This window comes from Thermus caldilimi (assembly GCF_004684245.1).
GTDB classification, from domain to species: Bacteria; Deinococcota; Deinococci; order Deinococcales; family Thermaceae; genus Thermus; species Thermus caldilimi.
This window is the reverse complement of sequence record NZ_CP038452.1, coordinates 1,113,614-1,135,635: the sequence shown is the minus strand read 5'-3', so window position 1 is coordinate 1,135,635 and position 22,022 is coordinate 1,113,614. Positions and strand designations below refer to the sequence as shown.

At 66.2% G+C, this 22,022-nt stretch carries 19 protein-coding genes, 1 tRNA gene and 2 pseudogenes; 14 read left to right on the top strand and 8 right to left on the bottom strand.

The features are described from left to right. Window positions 1-18 precede the first annotated feature (18 nt). From EBI04_RS05750 to EBI04_RS05735, 4 genes are all read left to right on the top strand, one after another. Window positions 19-651 carry an alpha/beta fold hydrolase gene (locus tag EBI04_RS05750; RefSeq protein ID WP_167481894.1) on the top strand — a complete coding sequence of 211 codons (633 nt, stop codon included), beginning with the start codon at window positions 19-21 and terminating at the stop codon, window positions 649-651. Next, window positions 648-989, top strand: coding sequence for an alpha/beta fold hydrolase (locus EBI04_RS05745; protein ID WP_135256669.1), 342 nt, complete (start codon window positions 648-650; stop codon window positions 987-989). Before EBI04_RS05750 ends, EBI04_RS05745 begins: the two co-directional genes overlap by 4 nt. 75 nt (window positions 990-1,064) lie before the next feature. After that, window positions 1,065-2,159 (top strand): integrase core domain-containing protein, encoded by a 1,095-nt coding sequence (locus tag EBI04_RS05740; protein ID WP_135256668.1) that lies wholly within the window; start codon window positions 1,065-1,067, stop codon window positions 2,157-2,159. 22 nt (window positions 2,160-2,181) lie between these two features. Beyond that, window positions 2,182-2,622 (top strand): hypothetical protein, encoded by a 441-nt coding sequence (locus EBI04_RS05735; protein ID WP_135256667.1) that lies wholly within the window; start codon window positions 2,182-2,184, stop codon window positions 2,620-2,622. Between the two features lie 3 nt (window positions 2,623-2,625). Here the strand turns inward: EBI04_RS05735 and truD are convergent, their stop codons facing one another. Together truD and EBI04_RS05725 are read right to left on the bottom strand one after the other, a co-directional pair. Next, window positions 2,626-3,702 (bottom strand): tRNA pseudouridine(13) synthase TruD, encoded by a 1,077-nt coding sequence (gene truD, locus EBI04_RS05730; RefSeq protein WP_135256666.1) that lies wholly within the window; start codon window positions 3,700-3,702, stop codon window positions 2,626-2,628. 14 nt (window positions 3,703-3,716) lie between these two features. Continuing rightward, window positions 3,717-5,432 carry a M3 family oligoendopeptidase gene (locus EBI04_RS05725; RefSeq protein ID WP_135256665.1) on the bottom strand — a complete coding sequence of 572 codons (1,716 nt, stop codon included), beginning with the start codon at window positions 5,430-5,432 and terminating at the stop codon, window positions 3,717-3,719. Window positions 5,433-5,471: 39 nt separating this feature from the next. Between EBI04_RS05725 and EBI04_RS05720 the strand changes: the two genes are divergently transcribed. Continuing rightward, entirely contained in the window at window positions 5,472-7,259 is a 1,788-nt protein-coding gene (locus EBI04_RS05720; protein WP_167481893.1) for an RNB domain-containing ribonuclease, read from the top strand. A gap of 14 nt (window positions 7,260-7,273) precedes the next feature. On the opposite strand, the gene icd is transcribed toward EBI04_RS05720, so the two are convergent. Continuing rightward, window positions 7,274-8,548 carry an NADP-dependent isocitrate dehydrogenase gene (gene icd, locus EBI04_RS05715; RefSeq protein WP_135256663.1) on the bottom strand — a complete coding sequence of 425 codons (1,275 nt, stop codon included), beginning with the start codon at window positions 8,546-8,548 and terminating at the stop codon, window positions 7,274-7,276. A gap of 61 nt (window positions 8,549-8,609) precedes the next feature. On the opposite strand from icd, the gene EBI04_RS05710 reads away from it, so the two are divergent. From EBI04_RS05710 to EBI04_RS05680, 7 genes and pseudogenes are all read left to right on the top strand, one after another. Continuing rightward, window positions 8,610-9,722: an NAD(P)/FAD-dependent oxidoreductase gene (locus EBI04_RS05710; protein ID WP_135256662.1), complete on the top strand. Its 1,113-nt coding sequence runs from the start codon at window positions 8,610-8,612 to the stop codon at window positions 9,720-9,722. A 56-nt stretch (window positions 9,723-9,778) separates the two neighbouring features. Continuing rightward, on the top strand, window positions 9,779-10,228 hold the full coding sequence (locus EBI04_RS05705; RefSeq protein ID WP_135256661.1) for a YbjN domain-containing protein: 450 nt from the start codon (window positions 9,779-9,781) through the stop codon (window positions 10,226-10,228). A 47-nt stretch (window positions 10,229-10,275) separates the two neighbouring features. Further along, a tRNA-Met gene (locus EBI04_RS05700) sits at window positions 10,276-10,352 on the top strand. Between the two features lie 164 nt (window positions 10,353-10,516). After that, entirely contained in the window at window positions 10,517-11,839 is a 1,323-nt protein-coding gene (miaB, locus tag EBI04_RS05695) for a tRNA (N6-isopentenyl adenosine(37)-C2)-methylthiotransferase MiaB (RefSeq protein WP_135256660.1), read from the top strand. A gap of 9 nt (window positions 11,840-11,848) precedes the next feature. Then, window positions 11,849-12,183: pseudogene (locus EBI04_RS05690) on the top strand (hypothetical protein). A gap of 12 nt (window positions 12,184-12,195) precedes the next feature. Next, window positions 12,196-13,098 (top strand): NAD(P)/FAD-dependent oxidoreductase, encoded by a 903-nt coding sequence (locus tag EBI04_RS05685; RefSeq protein ID WP_135256659.1) that lies wholly within the window; start codon window positions 12,196-12,198, stop codon window positions 13,096-13,098. Between the two features lie 3 nt (window positions 13,099-13,101). After that, entirely contained in the window at window positions 13,102-13,659 is a 558-nt protein-coding gene (locus EBI04_RS05680; protein ID WP_135256658.1) for a molybdenum cofactor guanylyltransferase, read from the top strand. On the opposite strand, the gene EBI04_RS05675 is transcribed toward EBI04_RS05680, so the two are convergent. After that, entirely contained in the window at window positions 13,656-14,201 is a 546-nt protein-coding gene (locus EBI04_RS05675) for a hypothetical protein (protein ID WP_240695394.1), read from the bottom strand. The genes EBI04_RS05680 and EBI04_RS05675 overlap by 4 nt on opposite strands. 260 nt (window positions 14,202-14,461) lie before the next feature. Between EBI04_RS05675 and EBI04_RS05670 the strand changes: the two genes are divergently transcribed. After that, on the top strand, window positions 14,462-16,150 hold the full coding sequence (locus tag EBI04_RS05670) for a hypothetical protein (RefSeq protein WP_135256657.1): 1,689 nt from the start codon (window positions 14,462-14,464) through the stop codon (window positions 16,148-16,150). Here the strand turns inward: EBI04_RS05670 and lon are convergent. Together lon and EBI04_RS05660 are read right to left on the bottom strand one after the other, a co-directional pair. Further along, window positions 16,147-18,534 (bottom strand): endopeptidase La, encoded by a 2,388-nt coding sequence (gene lon, locus EBI04_RS05665; protein WP_135256656.1) that lies wholly within the window; start codon window positions 18,532-18,534, stop codon window positions 16,147-16,149. The two genes, EBI04_RS05670 and lon, sit on opposite strands and share 4 nt — an antisense overlap. 78 nt (window positions 18,535-18,612) lie before the next feature. Next, window positions 18,613-19,149 (bottom strand): hypothetical protein, encoded by a 537-nt coding sequence (locus EBI04_RS05660; RefSeq protein WP_135256655.1) that lies wholly within the window; start codon window positions 19,147-19,149, stop codon window positions 18,613-18,615. A gap of 52 nt (window positions 19,150-19,201) precedes the next feature. On the opposite strand from EBI04_RS05660, the gene EBI04_RS05655 reads away from it, so the two are divergent. Continuing rightward, window positions 19,202-20,245, top strand: coding sequence for a quinone-dependent dihydroorotate dehydrogenase (locus tag EBI04_RS05655; RefSeq protein ID WP_135256654.1), 1,044 nt, complete (start codon window positions 19,202-19,204; stop codon window positions 20,243-20,245). Here EBI04_RS05655 and EBI04_RS05650 read toward each other — a convergent pair. Both EBI04_RS05650 and EBI04_RS05645 read right to left on the bottom strand, forming a co-directional pair. Beyond that, window positions 20,235-20,712, bottom strand: a pseudogene (locus EBI04_RS05650) (Uma2 family endonuclease). The gene EBI04_RS05655 and the pseudogene EBI04_RS05650 overlap by 11 nt on opposite strands. A 4-nt stretch (window positions 20,713-20,716) precedes the next feature. Further along, a complete protein-coding gene (locus tag EBI04_RS05645) occupies window positions 20,717-21,997 on the bottom strand; it encodes a dihydroorotase (protein WP_135256653.1) in 1,281 nt (426 codons plus the stop codon). Window positions 21,998-22,022: the final 25 nt, after the last annotated feature.

The window sequence follows — 22,022 nt, the reverse complement described above, 5'->3', positions numbered from 1 at the left end:
TTGGAGTATAAAGGGGGCGTGGGCGAGATACGGCTTTTCCCTGGGCTTCTTTCCCCCCCGGCGGGGCTGGAGTTTTTCCTGGACCTTCCCTCGGAGGAAGGAGCTCACCTGATCGCCTTTGCGGAAGGGGCCCTTGCCGCCTTGAAGGTGGCCTTCCAGGAGGGGGCAAGAAGCCTGGTGCTCCTTTCCCCCATCCTGCGGCGGGATGCCCTTCTTTCCGCCAAGCTTGCGGCCTTAAGGCTGGGCCTCGAGGCCCGGGGAACGGGAGGATTTGCCCAGGTGGGCCGGGCCCTCTTCTTCGGCCCAAAAGCGGTGGGGAGCGAGGAGATCTTCGCCGCCTGGAAGGAAGGGCTTTCGGAGGAAGGGGTGCGGGCTTGGCTGGCCCTTATGGAAGGGCTTTCCGATGAGCGCCGCTGGCTTAGGGGCACGGAAGCCCGGATCCTGGTGGTCCAGGGGGCCTGGGATGCCTTTACCCCGCCTTTTTACGGCAAGGAGGTGGCGGACTTCGCCAAGGGGGAGGCCTTGCGCTTCACCCTGGAGGAGGCGGGCCACCTGGTGCCCTGGGAGGCCAGGGAGGAGGTGGTGGACCTGGTGGCGGATTTCCTCAGCGGTGAAGCCTTTCGGCCCTTGCCCGGAGGCCTTGCCCTATGAGGCGGACGGGGTACCTTCACCTCTACGGGCTCAACCTGGTTTTCGACCGGGTGGGAAGGGGTCCAGGGGTGCTCCTCCTGGCGGAGGAGGCAAGGGCCTGGCCCGAGGATCTTCCGGAGGGGTATACCTTCTATCTTTTGGACCTCCCGGGCTATGGCCGCACGGGTGGGCCCTCCATGGCCCCGGAGGAGCTAGCCGAGTATGTGGCAGGCTTTCTGGTCATGCTCAACCTGGGTTCCCCTCCCATCCTGGTCCGGGGAATAGGTGAGGCGGTGGGTGAGGTGCTTAAGGATAGGGGGTATAAGGTGTTCTCTGGAGCTTCCCTAGGGGAAAGCTGAACCTGGACAGACACATGTGAGACGCTGAATGGGATAAAAAGATGGGGAACCGACCCTGTAGCGGAGGTTCCCCATATGCAGCTTACCTCGTTTGGCCGAGCGATAGGGCAAGGGGCTAGCCAAGGGACAAGACTGGCCGAAGCGGGGGCAGGCGACCCGGATGTCCAGGAACGCCTTCGCAAGGTGAAGTTGGTGAAAGCCCTGCGGGAGAGCAAGCGGAGCTGGGAAGAGATTCGGGAGTTTTTAGGCATCAGCCGGGCCACCTACTACCGTTGGGAAAGGGCTTTGAGGGAGAAGGGGCTAGCCGGACTCAAGCCCAAGTCCCGCCGCCCCCGGCGCCTGCGGGGAAAGGTGCACTGGAGGCCCGAGCTTCTTTCGCGGGTGGAGGAGCTGAGGAGGGAGAACCCCACCTGGGGGCGGTGGCCCATCTGGCTCACCTTGCGCCAGGAGGGCTTCCGGCTAGGGGAACGGACGGTGGGCCGGATTCTGGCCTATTTGGAGGGGAGGGGACGGGTGGAGAGGGTGGCCTGCTTTCTGGCCCGGAGGGGGAGAGGGAAGGCCAGGGGAAGACCTAGGAGACCCTACGCCCGGGGTAAGCCCCGGGGATACGAAGCTCAAGCCCCTGGGGACCTGGTACAGGTGGACACCTTGATAGTGAGCCTGGGACCGGGGGAGGTGGTGCGGCACTTTTCGGCGGTGGACCTCTTTACCCGCTATGCCCTGGGGGAGGTGCACAGCCGGGCCACGGCGAGGCTAGCGGGGGAGTTTCTGTCCCGACTGGTGGCCCAGGCGCCTTTCCCCATCCGGGCGGTACAGGTGGATGGGGGTAGCGAGTTCATGGCGGAGTTTGAGGAGACATGCCGACGTTTGGGGGTTGCTCTTTTCGTGCTGCCTCCCCGGAGCCCCAAGCTCAACGGGCACGTGGAGCGGTTGCAACGGACTTTTAGGGAGGAGTTTTATACCCGAGCTTTGCCCACGAGGGTGAGCGAACTACAGGCGGAGCTCAATGCCTACCTTGACCACTACAACCGCAGAAGGCCCCACAGGGCCTTGGGTGGCCTTGCTCCCTTGGAGTTCCTGGCTAAGATATGGGGGGAGTCGGTTCCCCAAGGTGTCTCAAATGTGGTGGCCAATTACAAAAGCTTGCAAAGAGCCATGGATATGGGGTAGCATGCACAGGGGAGGTATGGGTATGCGGAGGATTCTGGGTGTTTGGGTGGTGGCCTTCGGCCTGGGTTTGGCGCAGTTTTCCGTGGAGAACTTAAAGCCCTCCCTGGCGGCGGTAGGGGGTACCCAGGGCTTTGGCCTCGAGGCCTCCTGGCACTGCCAGCTCTTCCAGCCCCCTGTGGGGGAGGTGCGGCCGGCCTTGGACGTGGGTTATGACGTGAACGGCAACTGGAACGGGGCCTTCCTCTTCCGCTACCTCTACCCCCTGGCCGAGGGCTTGAGGGGGGGCGTGGGGCTTGGGGTGGTCATCCCTGGCTTCCAGTTTAGCAACACCAGCCTTTACTTCCGGGCGGATGCCGAGTACGACCTCAAGGCTGCTCTGGGGGTTCCCTTCTTCCTAGGTGGGGACCTAGGCCTTGCGGGAAATAAGCTGGCGGCCCAGTTCAAGGTGGGCTACCGCTTCTAAGGGCTACCCGGGGCTGGGGGAGGGTTTAGCCCTCCCCAGGGCTTCTTCCTCTTCCGGAGCATCCACCTCCACCTTCATCACCTCCCTGAGGAGGCTGGTGGCGTAGCTGCCCTTGGGCAGGAAGAAGGTTAGCCAAAGCCCTTCTGGGGTTTCCTCCAGGGTCCACTCCGTAAGGGGGATGCGGATGGGCCTCCTTGCCCCCCGGCGGGCGCGGAACTCTTCCCGCTTCAGGTCATAGCGGGCCAGGATCTCGTCCTCCAGGGCCCGGGCCTCCCCCCGGGCCTCCGGGTACTTCTTGCCGAAGAGGGGCCCCGTGGCGCTGATCTCGAGCCTTAAAGACCTTTCCACTTCCTCTTCCCGTTCCACCAGAAACTCTCCCCCGGTGGCGTGCTTCTTGGCCCAGTCCCCGGGGATGACCCGGTCGTAAAGCCCCCTTTCCATCCTCAGGGCCACCCAGTCGTTGAAGAGGAGGCTTTGCAGGCTTCCAATCAGGAAGCGCTTGAGCCAGGGGTTTCCCCTTCCCTTGCCCTTCTTCACCAGCTCGTAGCCCTTGACCGGGTTCTGCCCCTCGAGGCCAAAGCGCTGGGGGCCGTAATAGTTGGGGATGCCCTTGGCCTCGAGGGTCTTCAGGATGGCCCGGGCCTGTTCCACGCCGTGAGCTCCGCGAATGAGAATGCGGAAGTGGTTTCCCTTGAGGTGCCCCGTGCGCAGCTTGTTGGTGTGCAGGTTGGCTTCCAGAAGCCGGGTTCCCTTAAGGTTTTCCAGCAAGCAGAGGGCATCCTCGTGTTTGCGGGGGATGGAGAACCACTGCCGGGTTTGGGCGCGCTTATCCTTAAGCCCCGCCACCCCGATCTCCTTTTCCGGGACCCCCACCTCGTCCCGCAGGAACTCCACCACCTGGCGCGTGGTTAAGCCTTCCTTCTCCAGGAGGAAGTAGAGGTGTTCCCCTTCCCCGCTGGGCAGGTAGGCGGGCACCTCCTCCACCTGGAAGTCCTGGGGAAGAAGGCGGATCATACCCCCCACGCCGGGAAGGTCCTGGGTGAGGTAGGGGTAGCGCCCGGGGCGAAAGACGAGGTCCATCCCCTTATTGTGGCCTAGGGCAGGGCTTTAAGCCAAGACTCCAAGACCCCGAAGCCGTAGCGGAAGAAGGCCTCGGAGCCCAGGTCCACCCCGGCCCTGGCCAGGATTTCCTTGGGGCTAGCGCTTTCCCCCGCCTCGAGGATTCCCAGGTACTTAGGCACGAAAGCTTCCCCCTCCTCTCGGTACTTCCCGTAAAGGGCCAGGACCACCAGGTAGCCCAGGGCGTAGCTGTAGGTGTAGAAGCGGTAGTGGACGAAGTGGGGAATGCCGGCCCAGGCCGCTTGGTCCAGCTCGGTCCACGCCACCGCCTCCCCGTAGAGCCCCTCTTGCTCCTCCTGCCAGATCCGGTGGAAGGCCTCGGGGGAGAGGGCCGCTTCCTTGCGGGCCTCGAGGCTCCGCCTCTCGAAGAAGGTGTACATGACCTGGCGGAAGAGGGTGTTCACCGCATCCTCCACCCTTTCTGCCAGGAGGAGGGTCTTTTCCTCCTGGGAAAGCCTTTCCAAGAGGAGGTCGTCCAGGAGGATCTCCGCGAAGACGCTGGCGGTTTCCGCCAGGGGGGTGGAGGCCCCGAAGTTGAGGAGGCGTTGCTTCCTGGCCAGGTAGAAGTGCACCCCGTGCCCCAGCTCGTGGGCCAGGGTGTGAGCGGCGTCCAGGTCGTCGGTGTGGTTGAGGAGGACGTAGGGGTGAGTGGAGGGAAGCCCCCCAGAGCAGAAGGCCCCGCCCCGCTTGCCAGGGCGGGGGTAGGCGTCGATCCAATGCTTCTCAAAGAATTCCCGGGCGATCCTTTCCACCTCGGGGGAGAAGCGGCGGAAGGCCTCCAGGACCAGCGCCTTGGCCTCCTCGAAGGGCACCTGGGGCTTTTCCCGGGTGAGGGGGGCGAGGAGGTCGGGGCTTGGCACCTTTTCCCCGCCCAAGCGCCTGGCCTTCCAGCGGTAGTAGGCCTCCACCAGGCCGTAGTGGGCCCGGGTGGCCTCGAGGAGGGCCTCGATGTCCTTTACCTCCACCTCGTCCCGGAGGGCCACGGGCTCCAGGGGGTGGCGGTAGCCCCGGAGGCGCAGGTCCTGGAGATAGTCCAAATAGACCGCGTTGAAGACGGCGCCCAGGGTGGGGGCCTCGGCCAGGAGCTTCCCGTATAGCTCCCGGTGGGCCTCCCGGCGCACCTTGGGGTCGGGGTCCCGCCTCAGGGCCCGCACCTCCATCTCGGTGAGCTCCTTTTCCCCCACCCGGAAGCGGAAGCGGCCGGTGTACTCCGTGTAGAACTGGCTCCAGGCGCTCCTGCCCACCAGGCCCTTGAGGTTTAGGAGCTCTTCCTCCCGCTCGGAAAGGGTGTGGGGGGCGTAGGCCCTTTGCCTTTCCAGGAAGTGGCGGAGGTCCGCCAGGCCGGGGTGGTCCAGGAGGGCCTGGAAGGCCTCCTCAGGGAGCTTGCGCAGGGCCACCTCCAGGGGCAGGAGGCGGTTGCGCACCTCGGTGTAGCGGTTTCGCACCCGGTCCAGGAGGGCTTTCGCCACCGGGTCCTGGGTGCGGGTGGCGAAGTAGAGGGAGGCGTAGTTCAGGGGCCGGTAGGCCTTCTCCAGGGCTTCCTCGTAGCGGCGGAAGAGGGCTTCCGCCCCCTTGGGGTCCAGGAGGTCCTGAGGGTCCAGCCCTTCCGCCAGGCGCAGGGCTTCGGCCAGGTCCCCTTCCAGCCTGGGGTCCTCGGGGCCGGCATAGAGATCTGCGAGATCCCACTCCACGCCGCCCACTATACCTCCGCCTAGCGTATCCTGGAGGGCGTGGCCGCGCTCGTCGTCTACAAGGGCAAGCCCGCCCTGGCGGAAGAGAAGGGGGACCGGCTGGAGCTCACCCTTCCCGGGGGGGAGCGGGCCCGGGTACGCCCCAAGGACGTCCTTTGGCTCCATCCCGGACCGGCCTCCTTGGACCTCGAGGTGCCCGCAGGGGAGGAGGAGGCCGCCTGGGAACTTCTGCAGGGCCAGGCGGTGAGCCTGAAGGAGCTTGCGGAGCTGGCTTTTGGCGCCTACACCCCGGAAACCGCCTACGGGGCCTACCTCCTGGCCCAAAGGGGGGAGCGGTTTGCCCTCGAGGGGGACCGGGTGCGGGCCCGAACCCCCGAGGAGCTTGCCGCCCTCCTGCGGGCCAAAAGGGCTAGGGAGGAGCGGGAGCGGGCCTTCCAGGAGGCGGTGGGGAGGCTCAAGGAGGGGAGGTGGCTTGAGGAGGACCGCCCCCTCCTGGCCGAGGCCGAGGCCCTGGCCCTTGGGGAGCGCCAGGAAAGCCGACTGCTCAGGGCCCTGGCCCTCCCGGAAACCCCGGAGGCCGCCCACGCCCTCCTCCTCCGCCTGGGCCTCTGGCGGTGGGAAAACGCCCATCCCCGGCGCCTGGGCCTTCCCCTGAACCCCCCAGACCTCCCCTTGCCCCCCCTGCCGGAGGAGGCCCGGGAAGACCTCACCCACCTCCTCGCCTTCGCCGTGGACGACGAGGGGAGCCAGGACCCGGACGACGCCGTCTACGCCGAAGAGGTGGAAGGGGGTTTCCGCCTCCTGGTGCACGTGGCGGACGTGGCCGCCCTGGTGCCCCCGGGGAGCCCCCAGGACCTGGAGGCCCTCCGCCGCGGGGCCAACCTCTACCTCCCCGAGGGCACGGTGCCCATGCTGCCCCAGGCCGCCACCGAGCGCCTGGGCCTGGGCCTAAGGGAGGTTTCCCCCGCCCTCACCTTTGAGCTTTGGGTTTCTGAGGAGGGGGAGCTTCTGGAGGAGCGGCTTTACCCTTCCTGGGTCCGGGTTAGGCGGCTCACCTACCGGGAAGCCCTGGGGGAACCCGCCCTGGGGCCCCTGGCCGCCTTGGCCCAGGCCTTTCACCGGAAGCGCCTTTCCCAGGGGGCCTTGGACCTGAGCCTCCCCGAGGTGAAGGTGCGCCTGGAGGAAGGGCGGGTGCGCCTCACCCCCTTGTCCCCCTACGAGAGCCGCCTCTGGGTGCGGGAGGCCATGCTCCTTGCGGGCTACGCCGCCGCCCACCTGGCCCTTAGGGAGGGCCTACCCTTCCCCTTCGCCACCCAGGAGGCCCCTTCCCGCAGGGTGGAAGGGGAGGGCCTGGCCGCCATGTGGGAGCAGAGGAAGCTCCTCAAGCGGGCCCAGCTCAAGGCGGTGCCCGCACCCCACAGGGGCCTGGGCCTTCCCCTTTATGCCCAGGTGACGAGCCCTTTAAGGCGCTACCTGGACCTGGTGGCCCACCAGCAGCTCAGGGCCTGGCTCAAGGGGGAAAAGCCCCTTTCCCAAGGGGAGCTTCTGGAAAGGGTGGGGGCGGCGGAGGCGGTGGCCGACCTGGTGCGGGAGGCGGAGCGCAGGAGCAAGCTCCACTGGACCCTGGTCCACCTCCTGGAAGAGGGCTACGAGGGGCCGGGGGTCTTGGTGGAGAGGCGGGGCGGGCAGGGGACCTTCCTCCTCCCCGAGCTGGGCCTCGGCGCCCAGGTGGCCCTGGCCCAGCCCCTTCCCCTAAACACCGAGGTCCGCCTCCGCTTCCTGGAGGCGGACCTCCCTAACCTGGAAGCCCGTTTTGCCCTGGAGTAGGGCAGGGGCCTGGCCTACATGTGTTCGATCAGGGCGCGGCCGAACTCGCTGGTTCTAAGGAGGGTGGCGGGCTTACCCTCGGCCTGAAGGAGGCGGTGGAAGTCGTAGGTAACGAGCCCCTTGGCGATGGTGCGCTCCATGGCCTGGATGATGAGGTCTGCTGCCTCGTTCCAGCCCATGTAGCGGAGCATCATCTCCCCCGAGAGGATGACGCTAGAGGGGTTCACCTTGTCCTGGCCCGCATACTTGGGGGCGGTGCCATGGGTGGCCTCAAAGACCGCATGCCCCGTTTGGTAGTTGATGTTGGCCCCGGGGGCGATGCCGATTCCACCCACCTGGGCGGCCAAGGCGTCGGAGATGTAGTCCCCGTTGAGGTTCAAGGTGGCGATTACCGAGTACTCGTCGGGGCGGAGGAGGATCTGCTGCAGGAAGTTGTCGGCGATCATGTCCTTGATGACGATCTCCCTGCCGGTCCTAGGGTTTTTCAGCACATACCAGGGTCCGCCATCCAGGGGCGTGGCCCCGTACTTCTCCCGGGCCAGGGCGTAGCCCCATTCCCGGAAGGCCCCTTCCGTGAACTTCATGATGTTGCCCTTGTGCACCAGGGTGACGCTGGGCAGGTCCTCCTTGATGGCGTACTCTATGGCCGCGGCCACCAGGCGCTCCGTGCCCTCCTTGGACACGGGCTTGATGCCGATGCCGGAGGTTTCGGGGAAGCGGATCTTGGCGTAGGCCTTGGGGAACTCCCGCTTGAGGAAGTCCAGGACCTTTTGCACCTCCTCGCTGCCTGCAGGCCACTCAATCCCAGCGTAGATGTCCTCGGTGTTCTCCCGGAAGATGACCATGTTGACCAGCTCGGGGTGCTTCACCGGGCTCGGGACCCCCTGGAACCAGCGCACGGGGCGCACGCAGGCGTAAAGGTCCAGCTCCTGCCTTAGGGCCACGTTGATGGAGCGGATGCCCCCGCCCACCGGGGTGGTGAGGGGCCCTTTGATGGCCACCAGGTACTCGCGGATGAAGTCCAGGGTTTCCTCGGGTAGCCATACAGGCTCCCCATAAACCTGGTTGGCCTTTTCCCCGGCGTAGATCTCCGCCCAGGCGATTTTGCGCTTTCCCCCGTAGGCCTTTTCTACGGCGGCATCTAAGACGGGCCTGGCGGCTCTCCAGATGTCTGGCCCCGTCCCATCCCCTTCGATGAAGCCGATGATGGGCTGGTCCGGCACCTGGAGAACCCCGTTTTGGATGGTGATCCTTTCGCCCTCTGGGATTTGGATGTGTTTGTAGGCCATACCTGACCTCCGGGCCATAGCATACCCCTTTCCCCGGGGAAAAGTGTCCTAGACTGGGGCCATGCCCGATGTCCTGGTGGTGGGGGCGGGGATCGTGGGGGCGGCCTCGGCCTACCGCCTGGCGGAGGCGGGGCTTTGGGTTTTGGTCCTGGAGAAGGAGGCCACCTTCGCCCAAGGCTCCACAGGGCGGAGCGCCGCTGGGGTCAGGGTGCAGTTCTCCGAGCCCTGGAACGTCCTCCTTTCCTACCACTCCATCCTGGAGTACCAAAGGATCCCGGAGGCCGGCTACCGGCCCATCGGCTACCTTTTCCTGGTGCCCGAGGCCTTGAGGGAGGTCCAGGAGGAAGCCTTGGCCACCCAGAGGGCTTTGGGGGTGCCGGTGGAAAAGCTCGCCCTCGAGGCGGCCCAAGCCCTGGTGCCCTTCCGGGAGGAGGGCCTGGCCTACGCCACCTACGGGCCCATGGACGGGATCATTGACCCCCACGGGGTGACCGCCTACTACTTGCGGGAGGCCAGGCGCCTTGGGGCCGAGGTGCGCTTTTTCGAGCCCCTGCTTGGGGCGCAGCCGAAGGGGGGCGTTTGGCGGGTGGCGACCCCCAAGGGGCGGTATGAGGCCCCTTTCCTGCTCTTGGCCACGGGGGCCTGGACAGGGGAGGTGGGGCGGAGGCTGGGCCTGGAGATCCCCATCCACCCCGTGCGGCGCATGGTCTATGCCACGGCCCCCGCCCCTTTCCCCCACGCCTTCCCCCTCACCATCGACCTGGCCACGGGCTTTTACCTGCGATCGGAGGGGCCCAGGGTGCTCCTGGGCCGCTCCAATCCCGCTGAGCCCCCTGGCTTCGCCGAGGGGATGGATTGGGAGTGGCTTGGGCCCACCCTCGAGGCGGGCCTTTTCCGCTTTCCCTTCCTGGAGGGGCTCGCCCTGGACCGGAAGGCCAGCTGGTGGGGCTACTACGAGGTGACCCCGGACCACAACCCCATCCTGGGTTTTGTGGAGGAGGGGCTTTTGGTGGCGGCGGGCTTTTCCGGCCACGGGGTGCAGCAGGCGGCCATGGTGGGGAGGCTCATGGCGGAGCAGGTGGTCCACGGGAAGGCGAGGAGCCTGGACATAACCCCGTTCCGCTTGGAGCGCTTCCGGGAGGGGCGTTTTCTGAAGGAGAAGGGGATCGTGTAGGCTAGGGGTGTCCTGCAAGGTCGCCTACAGGTCCACCGGGACGGAAGAGGGGTTTTATGAGGATATTGCTGGCGGGATTGTTGTTTTTGGGATTGGCCTTGGGGCAGGCCGTGGTCAAGGGCTTGACCCCGGCCGAGGTGGAAGGGATCCTCAAGCAGGCGGGTCTTGCCTACGAGAAGACGGGTGCCCAGGAGTTCCGTCTGGAGATGGCTGGCCTGACTAAGGTCTGGCTCTACCTGGATTTCTGCCAGGAGGAGCGGTGCGGGGTCCTGACCTTAAGCGCTGGCTTTACCCTGGAGGAGGTGCCGGACCTCGAGGCCGTGAACGCCTGGAATCGGGACCGCCGCCTCAGCCGGGCCTTTTTGGACGAGGGAGGAACCGTGTGGGTGGAATCGGACCTGGACCTCACGGGAGGGGTGAGCCTGGGGGCGGTGAGGGCTTTCTTGGACCTCTTCGCCGAGGAGATCCTTCCCGCCTTCATGGATCACATCGGGTTTGAGCCTTGACCCTAGGCGGGACCTCCCCTAAGATGGGGGATGCCTGGTGCGCCCGTGGCGGCGTAGCTCAGGTGGTCAGAGCACACGACTCATAATCGTGGTGTCGTGGGTTCGAGTCCCACCGCCGCCACCAGCCTGGGAAGGCAAAGCTTCACCCCCCCGGTAGCGTGGCCGGGGGGTGTGGCCTTTGGGGGGCTGGAGGGGAAACCCAGGGATCAGGGTTGGCCTTGAGGGCCTCGAGGTTGCTACACTGAAGACCACGGGGCCCGGGATCCCCCCGACCGCCCCAGGAGGTTTATGCGCGCGCACATCATCACCTTCGGATGCCAGATGAACGAGTACGACTCCCACCTGGTGGCCAGCGAGCTCGTCAGCCTGGGGTGGGAGCTGGTGGAGAGCGTGGAGGAGGCGGACTTTGTCCTGGTGAACACCTGCGCCGTGCGGGGCAAGCCCGTGGAGAAAGTTCGCTCGCTTCTAGGCCAGCTTCGCAAGGAGAAGGAGCGCCGGGGCCTTCTTATCGGCCTCATGGGCTGCCTGGCCCAGCTGGACGAGGGCCAGCAGATGGCCCGCAAGTTCGGCGTGGACGTGCTTTTAGGCCCTGGGGCCCTCACCTCCTTGCCCGAGGCCTTGAAGGGGAACGAGCGCTTCTGGGACCTCACCTTCAAGGAGGACCTCCTGGACTACATCCCCCCGCCCCCTAAGGGGGCCCTATCCGCCCATGTGACCATCATCCGCGGGTGCAACCACCACTGCACCTACTGCATCGTCCCCACCACCCGGGGCCCTGAGGTTTCCCGCCACCCGGACCTGATCCTGAAGGAGATCGAGCAGCTGAAAGCGGCGGGGGTGGTGGAGGTGACCCTCCTGGGCCAGAACGTGAACTCCTACGGCAAGGACCAGCCGGGCTTCCCCAGCTTTGCCGAGCTCCTCCGCCTGGTGGGGGGGATGGGCATCCCCCGGGTGCGCTTCCTCACCAGCCACCCGGTGAACTTCACCGACGACATCCTAGAGGCCATCGCCGAGACCCCCGCCATCACCCGCTACATCCACCTTCCGGTGCAATCGGGCTCCGACCGGGTGCTTAGGCGCATGGCCCGGGAGTACCGCCGGGCGCACTACCTGGAGCGCATCCGGAGGATCCGTGAGGTTTTGCCAGACGCTGTCCTTTCTACGGACATCATCGTGGGCTTCCCTGGGGAGACGGAGGAGGACTTCCAGGAAACCCTCTCCCTTTACGACGAGGTGGGCTACGACCAGGCCTACATGTTCATCTACTCCCCCCGGCCCGGAACCCCGGCCTTCAAGCATTTCCAGGACCTGCCCCGGGAGGTGAAGGTGGAAAGGCTACAGCGCCTCATTGAAAAGCAGAAGGAGTGGAGTTACCGCCGCAACCAGGAGTGGGTGGGGAAGACGGTGGAGGTGCTGGTGCGGGGGGTGGCCAAGGAGGAGGGCTTTGTGCAGGGGCACGACCGGGGGAACCATCCGGTGCTGGTTCCCGCCCACCAGGCTCCCACCCCGGGGCTTTATCAGGTGGAGATCAAGCAGGCTACCCCGCACCTGCTCTTTGGGGAGGTGGTGGGGGCCAGGGAGCCTGCCCCCATCCCCCTGCCCGTGGCCTGAGGGGACGGTATGCGCCAGCACTTCCTGCCCTTTGGCGGCGCCCTAGCCTTTTTTCTTCTCGTGTATGCCACCTCCCGCTTCGCCCTCTGGGGGCTGCTTCTGGCGGCCTTGCTTTCCTACTCCCTGTATCTGGGCCTATTCCGCTGGCAGGGGAGGCTTCTGGCCCAGGGGCTTTCGCGGGCGGCCCTGGAGCGCCTGGCCATGCGGGAGGCCTGGCGGAGGGGGGCTTATTGCGCCCGGAGGATCTGCTCCCCTTCCTTTCTGAGGCCGAGGCCCGGGCCCTTTTGGAGGGCCTGGCGGCCAGGGGGCTATGCCGGAAGGAGGGGGAGGGCTTTCGCTTCTGAGCCCAGCCGGGGATGGTAGAGGAAGCCGAGGTGGTGGTCCTGGGGGCGGGGGTGGCGGGGCTTACCGCCGCCTGGCTTCTCAAGGAAAGGGGTCTTAGGGTGCGGGTGGTGGCCCAGGGCCTGGGGGAGGCGAGCCGCTCCCCCGTGGCCCTGGTGAACCCCTTGCGGGGGAAGCGCTTCACCCTGGCCAACCGGGGGGAGGAGGCCCTCGAGGCGGCCCTGCGCTTTTACGGCCGCTTCGTGCCCCTGCACCTGGGCGTCTACCGCCCCGTGCCGGAAGGGGAGCGGGGAAAGGTGGCCTCCCGGCTTGGGGGGCTCAGGCACGCTTGGGACGAAGGGGGCGTTTGGCTGGAAGAGGCCTTCTGGTTGGAACCCAGGCCCCTTCTGGCAAAGCTTTCGGAAGGGCTTGCCCTCCTCAGGGCCCGGGTGCTGGCCTGGGAACCGCCTTATCTCTGGCTGGAGGGGGGAGGGCGGATAAGGGGGGAGGTGCTGGTCTACGCGGGGGGTGGGCAGGGGGCCCATCTTTTGGGGCTGGAGGGGTGGCATATCCCGGGCTTGGTCCTTCTCCTGCTGGACTATTTCCCCCGGGCCATCAGCTACCGGGTCTACCTGGCGGGAAGCGCCCTAGGGGGAAGCTACCTTCCCCATCGTTCTGATCCCGAGGCTCCCCCGCCCACGGAAGGGGAGGTGGAATGGCTTCTAAGGGGCGCGGAAGACCTTCTGGGCTACCGCCCCCGGGTGGCCTCCGCCTGGCGGGGGGTGCGCTTCCGGCTGGACCGCCCCGCTTCGCCCAAGGGTACGGACCTTCCCTACCTCTTCCCCGTGGAGGGCGGCTTTGCCCTGACGGGCCTCGGTTCCACGGGTTTTCTCTATGCGCCCCTTCTGGCGGAGAGGCTAGCGGAGGCTTTAGGCTAGGGGGTGTACACGGGTGTGGTGATCGCCGGGGGGCTTTCCCGCAGGTTCGGGGAGGACAAGGCCCTTTACCCCTATCGGGGGAAGCCCCTGATCCGGTGGGTTTTGGATAGCCTGCAGGGGGCGGGGGAGCGCTTCGTCGTGGCCAACCGGCCCTATCCGGGCCTCGAGGTGCCCGTCTATCCCGACCTCCTCCCGGGGGGAGATAGCCTTTCCGGCCTGCACTCCGCCCTCTTTCACGCCCGCTACCCCTGGGTGGCGGTGGCGGCCACGGACCTGCCCTTCCTGAGCCCGGGGTACTGGGCCTTTCTCTATGAGCGCGCCCTGGCCTCCCCCCACCCGGTGGTGGTGGCCTATAACCCGGAAGGCCACCTGGAGCCCCTCATGGCCTTCTATCACAAGGATTGCCTCCCCCAGGTGGAAAGGCAGCTTCGGGAAGGGGACTTCCTCCTCCGGCGGGTGATGGAGGTGTTGGGGGCCACCTACATCCCGGCGGAGGCGGTGGTGGAGCGCTTCGGGGCCCAGGTTTTCCTGAACGCCAACCGCAAGGAGGAGCTTCCCTAGTCCCGCACCCGGATGCGGGCGGTGGCGGTGCGGGTGCCGTCCAGGTAGAGCTCCAGCTCGTAGGCTCCTGGGGTCTTGGGAGCCAGGAGGGTGCCGCGGAAGGTGAGGTCGTCCACCCGTTCCAAGGGGACGATGAGGGGTCCGAGGCGCACCTCCACCCGGTTTGCCCGGCGGAGGAGGCGGGCCTCGAGGCGCACCTCCTCCCCGGGGTCCAAGAGGGCGGGGGTGGCGAGGAGGGTGGCCAGGGGGCCGGGGCGCACCGTGAGGTAGGCCCTGGCCTCGGCCCGCTCCTCACCCCGCTCGGCCACCACCTTCAGCTCCAGGCTCCCCTGGCCCTCCACGGGGAGGTAAGCCCCGTAAAGCCCTTCCTCCAGGGGATTCAGGGCATAGGTGCGCCCTTCCAGCTCGGCCCAGACCCGGGTGGGGCCTCCCTGCACCTGGGCCCGGAGGGGAAGCTCCGCCCCCGGGGGCAACACCGCGGGCAGGGGCAGGAGGACCACCGCCAGGCTTTCCTCCGTGAGGGTGCGCACGATTTCCCGCACCACCGGCCGGGCGGAAAGAAGGACCTGGGGCAGGGGACCGGGCTCCAGGGCCAGGGATACGGGTTCCCCGGGTTCTTGTAGCTTGTCCAGGATAGCCGGATCCAGGCTAAGGGTATAGGTTCCCGTGGGGCGTTAAGGGAGCGTTAAGGGGGCCATGTGCTTTTCTGACACGGGGTTGGTTTGAGGGCGTTAAGCTTAAGGTAGAAGGTGAGGATCTCCTTAAAGATTTCTTAACGGTTGGATTAACGAGGGTGAGAGCGATGAAGGTCCGGTTGCCCCTATACGGCCCTGCCCGGGCGGAAGGACCCTCGGGGCCCCTTTCCTTGCGGCGGAAGGCCTTAGGCATCCTCTATTACCTGGCCCTCGAGGGGCCCACCCGCAGGGAGAAGCTGGCCGACCTCCTCTGGGGCCACGGGGCGGCCTTGCAGAACCTCCGGGTGGAGCTCACCCACCTCCGGGGGTTTTTCGGGAGGGAGGCCTTTAGGGGTAGGGTCTTGGAGCTCCCCCCTGGGGTGGAGCTGGACCGGAGCCCCGGGGTAGGGGAGGTGATGGAGGGCCTCGAGGACCTCTCCCCCGAGTTCACCGGGTGGCTGCAGGCGGTGAGGGCGCGCCTGGAGGTCCCCAAGGAGGCCTTGCCCCTTCCGGAAAGGCTCAAGGAGGTGCGTCCTCCGGCCCTGGTGGTGCTGATGGGGCCGCCGGGATCCGGTCGTAAGGCTTTGGCCCGGGCCCTAGCAGAGAGCTTGGGCCTTCCCTTCCGGGAGGGGCTGGGAAGCGGCCTTGGGGTCTTTTACCTGAGTGACCCCCTCCCTGGAAAGGAGGAGGCCCTTAGGCTCCGCCCCACCTCCGGCCAGGTCCTGGTGGTGGCCCGCAGCGCCTTTGGCGAGGACCCTTCGTTCCTGCTGGCCCTGCGAACCCGCTTCCCGGCGGAGATTACCCGGGTTCTTCAGGTGCCGCGGCTGGCCTGGGGCGAGGTGCGCAGGGGGTACTTGCGGAACCTCTCCTTCGAGCGGGCGGCCCGCTTTTACCTGGAAAGCGGCGGCCGCCCGGAGATCCTCAAGGAACTCCTGGCCCTGGACGACCCTGAGGCCTTGCCCCAGCGGGTGCGGGCCATGGTGGCCCTCGAGGCTCGCCACCTGCCCGAGGCGGCCCGGAGGGCCTTGGAGGCCTTGTCGCTGCACCCCGGTTCCTTCCCGCCGGAGGTGGCGCAGGCCTTGGGGGTCGAGGCCCATTTGGACGAGCTGGAGCACCGGGGGTGGCTGGTTTTTACCGAGGGCCGGTACCGCCTGGCCGAGCCTCAGTTCCGCCGCTACCTTTGCTCGGGCATTGCTCCCGGGGAAAGGCTCAGGTTGCACGGGCGCCTGGCGGACTTTTTCCATGGAACAGGGGATGCGGTGGCGGAGGCGTACCATCGCCAGGCCAGCAGGCGGCCCCTAGAAACCGGGGTATGGGCCAAATCCTTGCTGGGATGGCGCCGCTTCATGGCCGACCCCGCTTTTCCCCGGAGTGAGTTCTTACCGCCCGAGAAGCTCATGGGCTTGGGCTCTCCGGTACCCATGGACGACCTCCCCGAGGAGCTGGAGCTGATCTCCTGGGACGGGGAGGCGGTGGAGGTGGCCTTGGTGCTGGATGAGCCGGCGGTCCTGCACCTTCAGGGACAGGTGTACCAGCACCTGCCCAACGGCGTGGGAGTGGACGCTGAGGCCTTTCCCCTCCGGTTTTTCGCCGGGGACAAGGGGGTTTACTTCCTGCCCGTGGAGGTCAGAGCCTACGACTTTTGGGGAGCTGTGTTGCCGCAAAGGCCCCTGGACTACCTTCTTTTCCTCCTCCCGGGCGTGTACCGCCTGGGGTTGGGGACCAAGGGGCTGGCTGAGCTTGCCCTGAAGGCCTACCGAAAGGCCCCGGGCACCAGCCGCGTGCTGGCCCCTTTAGGGCAGCTGGTGGAGGTTTAGGCTCCAGCACCCGGTTGCGGCCGGTCGGCAGGGGCCACGGGCGGGGGCGCCGCGGGGAGGAGGAGGAGCCTAAGCACCTCCCCCACCTCCTCCACGAAGGTAATTTCCAGGTCCTTGAGGATTTCCTCGGGCACCTCCTTGAGCTCGGGTTCGTTTTCCTTGGGGAGGACCACCCGGAAGATGCCTGCCTGGTGGGCGGCGAGGAGCTTCTCCTTCACCCCGCCGATGGGGAGAACCCGGCCCCTCAGGGTGATCTCCCCGGTCATGGCGATGTCCATACGCACGGGGCGCCCTGTGAGGGCACTGGCCAGGGCGGTGGCCATGGTGATGCCGGCGGAGGGGCCGTCTTTGGGCGTGGCCCCTTCCGGTACGTGGATGTGCAGGTCAAAGTCCTTGTGGAAGCCCTCGGGCAGGCCCCACTCCTCCCGGTGGGCCCGCAGGTAGGTGAGGGCGGCGTGGGCCGATTCCTTCATCACCTCCCCCAGGTTCCCCGTGAGGTTCACCTTGCCCGTGCCCGGCACGGCCACGGCCTCGATGGTGAGGAGGGCCCCGCCATAGGGGGTCCAGGCCAGGCCCTGGGCCACCCCCACCTGGGGAGCCTTCTCCGCCCGGTCCGGGCGGTACTTGGGCACCCCCAGGTAGGCCTCGAGGTCCTGGGCATCCACCACCCGCACGCCCTCCCAGGGGCTTTCCAGGTAGTCCTTGGCGGCCTTGCGGGCCACCTTGGAAAGCTCCCGGTCCAGGTTGCGCACCCCCGCCTCCCGGGTGTACTCCTGCACGATACGCTCGATGGCCCGGTCGGTGATCTCCAGTTTGCCCTCGAGGCCCGCTTCCTTCACCTGGAAGGGCCAGCGGAAGTGACGGGCGATGGCGCGCTTCTCCGGCAGGGTGTAGCCGGGGATCTCGATGACCTCCATTCGGTCCAGAAGGGGCTTGGGAATGGTGCTTAGGGTGTTGGCGGTGGTGATGAAGAAGACCTTGGAGAGGTCGTAGGGCACATCCAGGTAATGGTCGGTGAAGGTGTGGTTCTGCTCGGGGTCCAGGACCTCCAGAAGAGCGGAGGCCGGGTCCCCCCGCCAATCGGAGGAGAGCTTGTCGATCTCGTCCAGGAGGAAGACAGGGTTTACCACGCCCACCTGCTTCATCCCCTGGATGATCTTCCCGGGAAGCGCTCCGATATAGGTGCGCCGGTGACCCCGGATTTCCGCCTCATCCCGCACGCCACCTAAAGAGATGCGGTGGAACTTGCGGTTCATGCTACGGGCGATGCTCTTGCCCAAGGAGGTCTTGCCCACCCCCGGGGGCCCCACGAAGCAAAGGATAGGGGCGTGACCCCTGACCTCCTTCCCCTGGGTAAGCTGGCGCACCGCCAGGTACTCCAGGATGCGCTCCTTCACGTCTTTGAGGCCGTAGTGGTCCTCCTCCAGCACCCGTCGGGTGATGGAGATGTCTAACACCTCGGGTTCGGCCTCGGTCCAGGGCACCTCCAGGAGCCAGTCCAGATAGGTGCGGCTCACCGTGGCCTCGGGGGAGCCGGGCTGCATGCGCTCCAGGCGCTTAAGCTCCTTGAGGGCCTTTTCCTTGACCCCCTCGGGCATGCCCTTTTTCTCGATGCGCTCCCGGAGCTCCTCGATCTCCGAGAGGAAATCCTCCCCGCCCCCGAGCTCCTTCTGGATGGCCTTCATCTGCTCCCGGAGGTAGTACTCCCGTTGATTCTGGTCCATCTGCTCCTTGACCTGGGCGGCGATCTTCTTGTCCAGCTCAAAGCGTTCCAGGTCGCGAAGAAGCAGGGCCAGGGCCCTTTTAAGCCTTTCCTCCACCTCCGGGGTTTCCAGGATTTCCTGCTTTTCCTCGAGGCTCCAGGTGGCGTGGTGGGCCACCAGGTCCGCCAGGATGGCGGGGTCCAGGGTGCTCTTCACCGCTTCCTGCTGGTAGCGGTCCAGGCGCAGGGTTTTGTGGTTTTGCAGGTAGCGTTCAAAAGCCTCCTGCACCTCGTTCACCAGGACCCGGGCGAGGCTTGGGTCCTGCAGGGGAGGCTCGGACAGCACTTCTCCCACGGCCCTCAGGTAGGGGGCGGCCACGTAGGAAACCAGGCGGGCCCGGTTCCTAGCCTCCACCATCACCTGCAGGGTGCCGTCGGGCAGCCGCATGGCCTGCTTGACCACCGCCAAGGTGCCCACGGCGTAAAGGTCCTCCGGGGTGGGGTCGTCCACCTCAGGGTCCTTCTGGGTGACCAGGAAGATGTAACGATCGGCGTTCAGGGCCTCCTCCACCGCCCTTTTGCTCTTGGGGCGACCCACGTCCACCCCGGTGGTGGTGTGGGGGAGGATCACGGTGTTCCTCAGGGGAAGTACGGGAAGTTCCAGACGCAAGACGTCCTTCATCTAGTCCCTATCATAGCGCCGGCAGGGGCAAAGAAAAAACCCGGAGGAACAAAGACCCCCGGGAGTGGGTTTGGCTTTTCAAAAGCCCACCGTCACCGTGGCCTTGAGGTTTTTGAGGGCAAAGTTCACCAGGCCCTGGGGCAGGCCCTGCATCTCGAGGCCCAGCCAGAACTGGCCCTGGGCGATGCCCTGGGTGAGGTTCCTGCCCGTTAGGGTTAAGGGGACAGACGAAGAGTTGTTAAAGAAAGCTTCTCCCGATTCTTCGTCGTCGGGGCCGATGCTACAAGCGTAGGCGGGAATGTTGGAGATGCTGAGGTCCATGCAACCGGGGTCGGTTTTGGGATCCTTAAGACGCACGTAGAAGGTTAGGGTGGTGTTTAAGGGCTGATCGGCCTCGAGGGTGCCTTGGATGAGCACGCTCTTGGGGGAAACAGGGGGTGGGTTGAAGGTGGCTGGATTTTTTGGGTAAAGGATTTTCCCCTGGGTGTTGGGCAGGGCTTGGGCGCTGAAGGTTTGGTCGGGGAGAGTCACGGTAACGGTAAAGGAGCAGGCGGCAAGCAGAAAGCCGAGGCTTAGGACAAGGCTCTTCAAGCCGATACGGAAGCCCTCACGCATGAGCTAGGTATACCTTGGAAAGAGTGGCTGGGTCAAGGTACCATGGGCCCGTATGCATCGCCTGCTCTTCGCCCTGGACCCGGAGGAGGCCCACGAGCTCACCTTAAGGCTTCTTTCCTTCTGGTCGGAACGAGGGCCCCTTTTGGAGGTGCCTGCCCGTTTCCTGGGGGTGGAGGATCCCAGGCTCGAGGTGGAGGCCTTTGGCCTTCGCTTTCCCAATCCCTTGGGTCTGGCGGCGGGGATGGATAAGGATGCCCGGGCTTTGGGGGCCTGGTGGGCTTTGGGCTTCGGCTTCGCTGAGGTGGGGACCCTCACCCCAAGAGCCCAGGAAGGGAACCCCAGGCCCCGGCTTTTTCGGCTGGTGGAGGACCATGCCCTCATTAACCGCATGGGCTTCAACAACGGGGGGGCGGAGGAGGCGGCCAGGAAGCTTAAGCGCTTTCGGGAAAGGAGGCTTCGTTTCCCCGTGGGGGTGAACCTGGGGAAGAACCGGGATACCCCCCTGGAGCGGGCGGCGGAGGACTACCTGGAAGCCTTGCGGGTCCTGGAGCCTTACGGGGACTACTTCGTCCTCAACGTGAGTTCCCCCAATACCCCGGGGCTACGCACCCTTCAGGAAGGTCCCTTTTTGGATGAGCTTCTTTCCTGGCTCCGCCCCGCCACCCGAAAGCCCCTTCTCCTTAAGGTGGCTCCGGACCTCACCTTTGAAGCCATGGACCAGGCGGTGGAGCTTTGCTTGAGGCATGGCCTCGAGGGCCTGGTGGCGGTGAACACCACCTTGGAGCGCCCGAACCTCAAAAGCCCCCTGGCCAGGGAAGCTGGGGGGCTTTCAGGGAGGCCCTTGAAGGAACGGGCCCTAGAGGTGCTGCGGCATCTTTCGGGGGTGGAGGGCCTCACCCTGGTGAGCGTGGGGGGAGTGGAAGACGCCCGGGACGTGTGGGAGCGGTTGAGGCTCGGGGCACGCCTGGTGCAGGTCTACACCGGCTTCGTCTACGGGGGGCCCCTCTTCCCCCGCCGGGTGCTGAAGGGCCTACTGAAGCTTATGGAGGCGGAGGGGGTGAGAAGCCTGAAGGAGCTTTGGGTCCCTAGGCGGTGAGGGTGCAACCGCAAAGGAGTTCCAGCTCCACCAGGGACACATGCCGCCAGGCTCCATTCTGGCGGAGGTGCAGGACCAAGAGCGTATGGGGGTCAAAGATCACCACCTCCTTAACCCCCTGGGAGGGGTAGAACCGGGGGCAATTTCCAGACCCTTGGCCTCATAACCCCGGCTCACCACCTCCACCACCGCCTCAGGCAGGAGGGTAATAGCCTCGTCCAGCTCATCGGGTTCCCGGCAAAAGAGGGCGATATCGGGCCGTTTGTAGGAGCCTTCAGGGAAGCGGACGTACACATCGGCCACGTGGATGCAAGGGCACGAGGAGCCCTCCTTAGGGCGGATGCTTTGGCGAACGCGGTCCACAGCCTTCTGGTGCCGGTAGGTGGGTTGGGCTTCCCAAAGGGGAAGCCCCCCCACCCATTCCAGGCGCAGGCCAGTGGATCGGCTTCCAGAAGCTTTTTCAGCACGCTCTTATTCTAACGCCTGGTACACCACCCGCCCTTCCACTAGGGTGAGAACCGGCCACCCCCCCAAGGTCCACCCCGCCCAGGGGGAGAACTTGGCCTTGGAGGCGAAGCCCCTGGGGTCCACGGGGCCCTCCTTGGGGTCCAGAAGGACGAGGTTGGCCTCGGCTCCTTCCTCCAGATGGATGGGCTTTAGGCCCAGGATGTTTCGGGGACCGTCGGTGAAGAGTTCTACCAAGCGCTTTAGGGGGAAGCCTCGCTTCAGGTGAAGCTCGGTGTAGAGGAGGGGGAAGGCCACCTCGAGGCTTGGGATGCCGAAGGGGGCCCTGAGAAGGTCCATCTCCTTCTCCGCCTGGGTGTGGGGGGCGTGGTCGGTGGCGAGGGCGTCCAAGGTGCCTTCCAGAAGGCCTTCTATGAGGGCTTCCACATCCTCTTGGGTGCGGAGGGGTGGGGCCACCTTGAAGAGGGGGTCAAAGGAGCGCAGGGCTTCCTCGGTGAGGGTGAGGTGGTGAGGGGTGGCCTCGGCGGTGACGGGAAGCCCCGCCCGCTTGGCCTCCCGCACCAGCTCCAGGCCCCGCTTGGTGGAGAGGTGTTGGATGTGGAGGTGGGGTTTCTTTTGGCTCCGGCGTACGGCGTAGCGCAGGACCTCGAGGTCCCGGGCAATGCGGGCCGCCTCCGCCTCCGGGGGGTTTCCGGGAAGGCCCAGGAGGTCGGCCAAGGGCCCGTCGTTCGTCACCCCGCCCCGGCGCAAGGAGGTGTCCTCCGCGTGCACCGCCACGGGGAGGCCGAAGACCGCGGCCCCCAAAAGGCCCGCCGCCAGCACCCCCGTGTCCTCGTTGGTGCGGCCGTCGTCGGTGAGGAGGGAAGCGCCGGCCTCCTTAAGGAGCCCGGCTTCCGTGAGGGCCTTTCCCTCCTGGCCCTGGGTCAGGGCGGCGGCGGGGTGGAGCCGGGCAAGCCCCAGGGCCTGGGCTTTCTTCCTCAGGGCCCGCACGGCCTCCGGGGTGTCCACGGGAGGTGTGGTGTTGGGCATGGAAACGATATCCGTGTATCCTCCCCGCACGGCGGCCAAAAGCCCGCTGGCCAGATCCTCTTTCACCTCCTGGCCAGGTTCCCTGAGGTGGGCGTGAAGGTCCAGGAAGCCGGGGGCCAAGAGGAGGCCTTTCCCGTCCAAGATCCTTTCCGCTTCCCCACCGCTTAGGCTGAGGATCCTGCCTTCCCCGATGAGCACATCCGCAGGACCCCGTTCCCCCAAGGCGTCTACCAGGGTGACATTCTTGATGAGCAGCATGCTTTCCTCTCCCTTCAAAGGGGTC

Bases quoted from the DNA above. Each gene is read 5' to 3' on its own strand.
- EBI04_RS05745 (WP_135256669.1), top strand. From the start codon at position 648: ATGAGGCGGACGGGGTACCTTCACCTCTACGGGCTCAACCTGGTTTTC.
- icd (WP_135256663.1), bottom strand. From the start codon at position 8,548: ATGGCCTACAAACACATCCAAATCCCAGAGGGCGAAAGGATCACCATC.
- EBI04_RS05735 (WP_135256667.1), top strand. From the start codon at position 2,182: ATGCGGAGGATTCTGGGTGTTTGGGTGGTGGCCTTCGGCCTGGGTTTG.
- lon (WP_135256656.1), bottom strand. From the start codon at position 18,534: ATGAAGGACGTCTTGCGTCTGGAACTTCCCGTACTTCCCCTGAGGAAC.
- EBI04_RS05710 (WP_135256662.1), top strand. From the start codon at position 8,610: ATGCCCGATGTCCTGGTGGTGGGGGCGGGGATCGTGGGGGCGGCCTCG.
- EBI04_RS05670 (WP_135256657.1), top strand. From the start codon at position 14,462: ATGAAGGTCCGGTTGCCCCTATACGGCCCTGCCCGGGCGGAAGGACCC.
- EBI04_RS05660 (WP_135256655.1), bottom strand. From the start codon at position 19,149: ATGCGTGAGGGCTTCCGTATCGGCTTGAAGAGCCTTGTCCTAAGCCTC.
- truD (WP_135256666.1), bottom strand. From the start codon at position 3,702: ATGGACCTCGTCTTTCGCCCCGGGCGCTACCCCTACCTCACCCAGGAC.
- EBI04_RS05705 (WP_135256661.1), top strand. From the start codon at position 9,779: ATGAGGATATTGCTGGCGGGATTGTTGTTTTTGGGATTGGCCTTGGGG.
- miaB (WP_135256660.1), top strand. From the start codon at position 10,517: ATGCGCGCGCACATCATCACCTTCGGATGCCAGATGAACGAGTACGAC.
- EBI04_RS05685 (WP_135256659.1), top strand. From the start codon at position 12,196: ATGGTAGAGGAAGCCGAGGTGGTGGTCCTGGGGGCGGGGGTGGCGGGG.
- EBI04_RS05645 (WP_135256653.1), bottom strand. From the start codon at position 21,997: ATGCTGCTCATCAAGAATGTCACCCTGGTAGACGCCTTGGGGGAACGG.
- EBI04_RS05655 (WP_135256654.1), top strand. From the start codon at position 19,202: ATGCATCGCCTGCTCTTCGCCCTGGACCCGGAGGAGGCCCACGAGCTC.
- EBI04_RS05740 (WP_135256668.1), top strand. From the start codon at position 1,065: ATGCAGCTTACCTCGTTTGGCCGAGCGATAGGGCAAGGGGCTAGCCAA.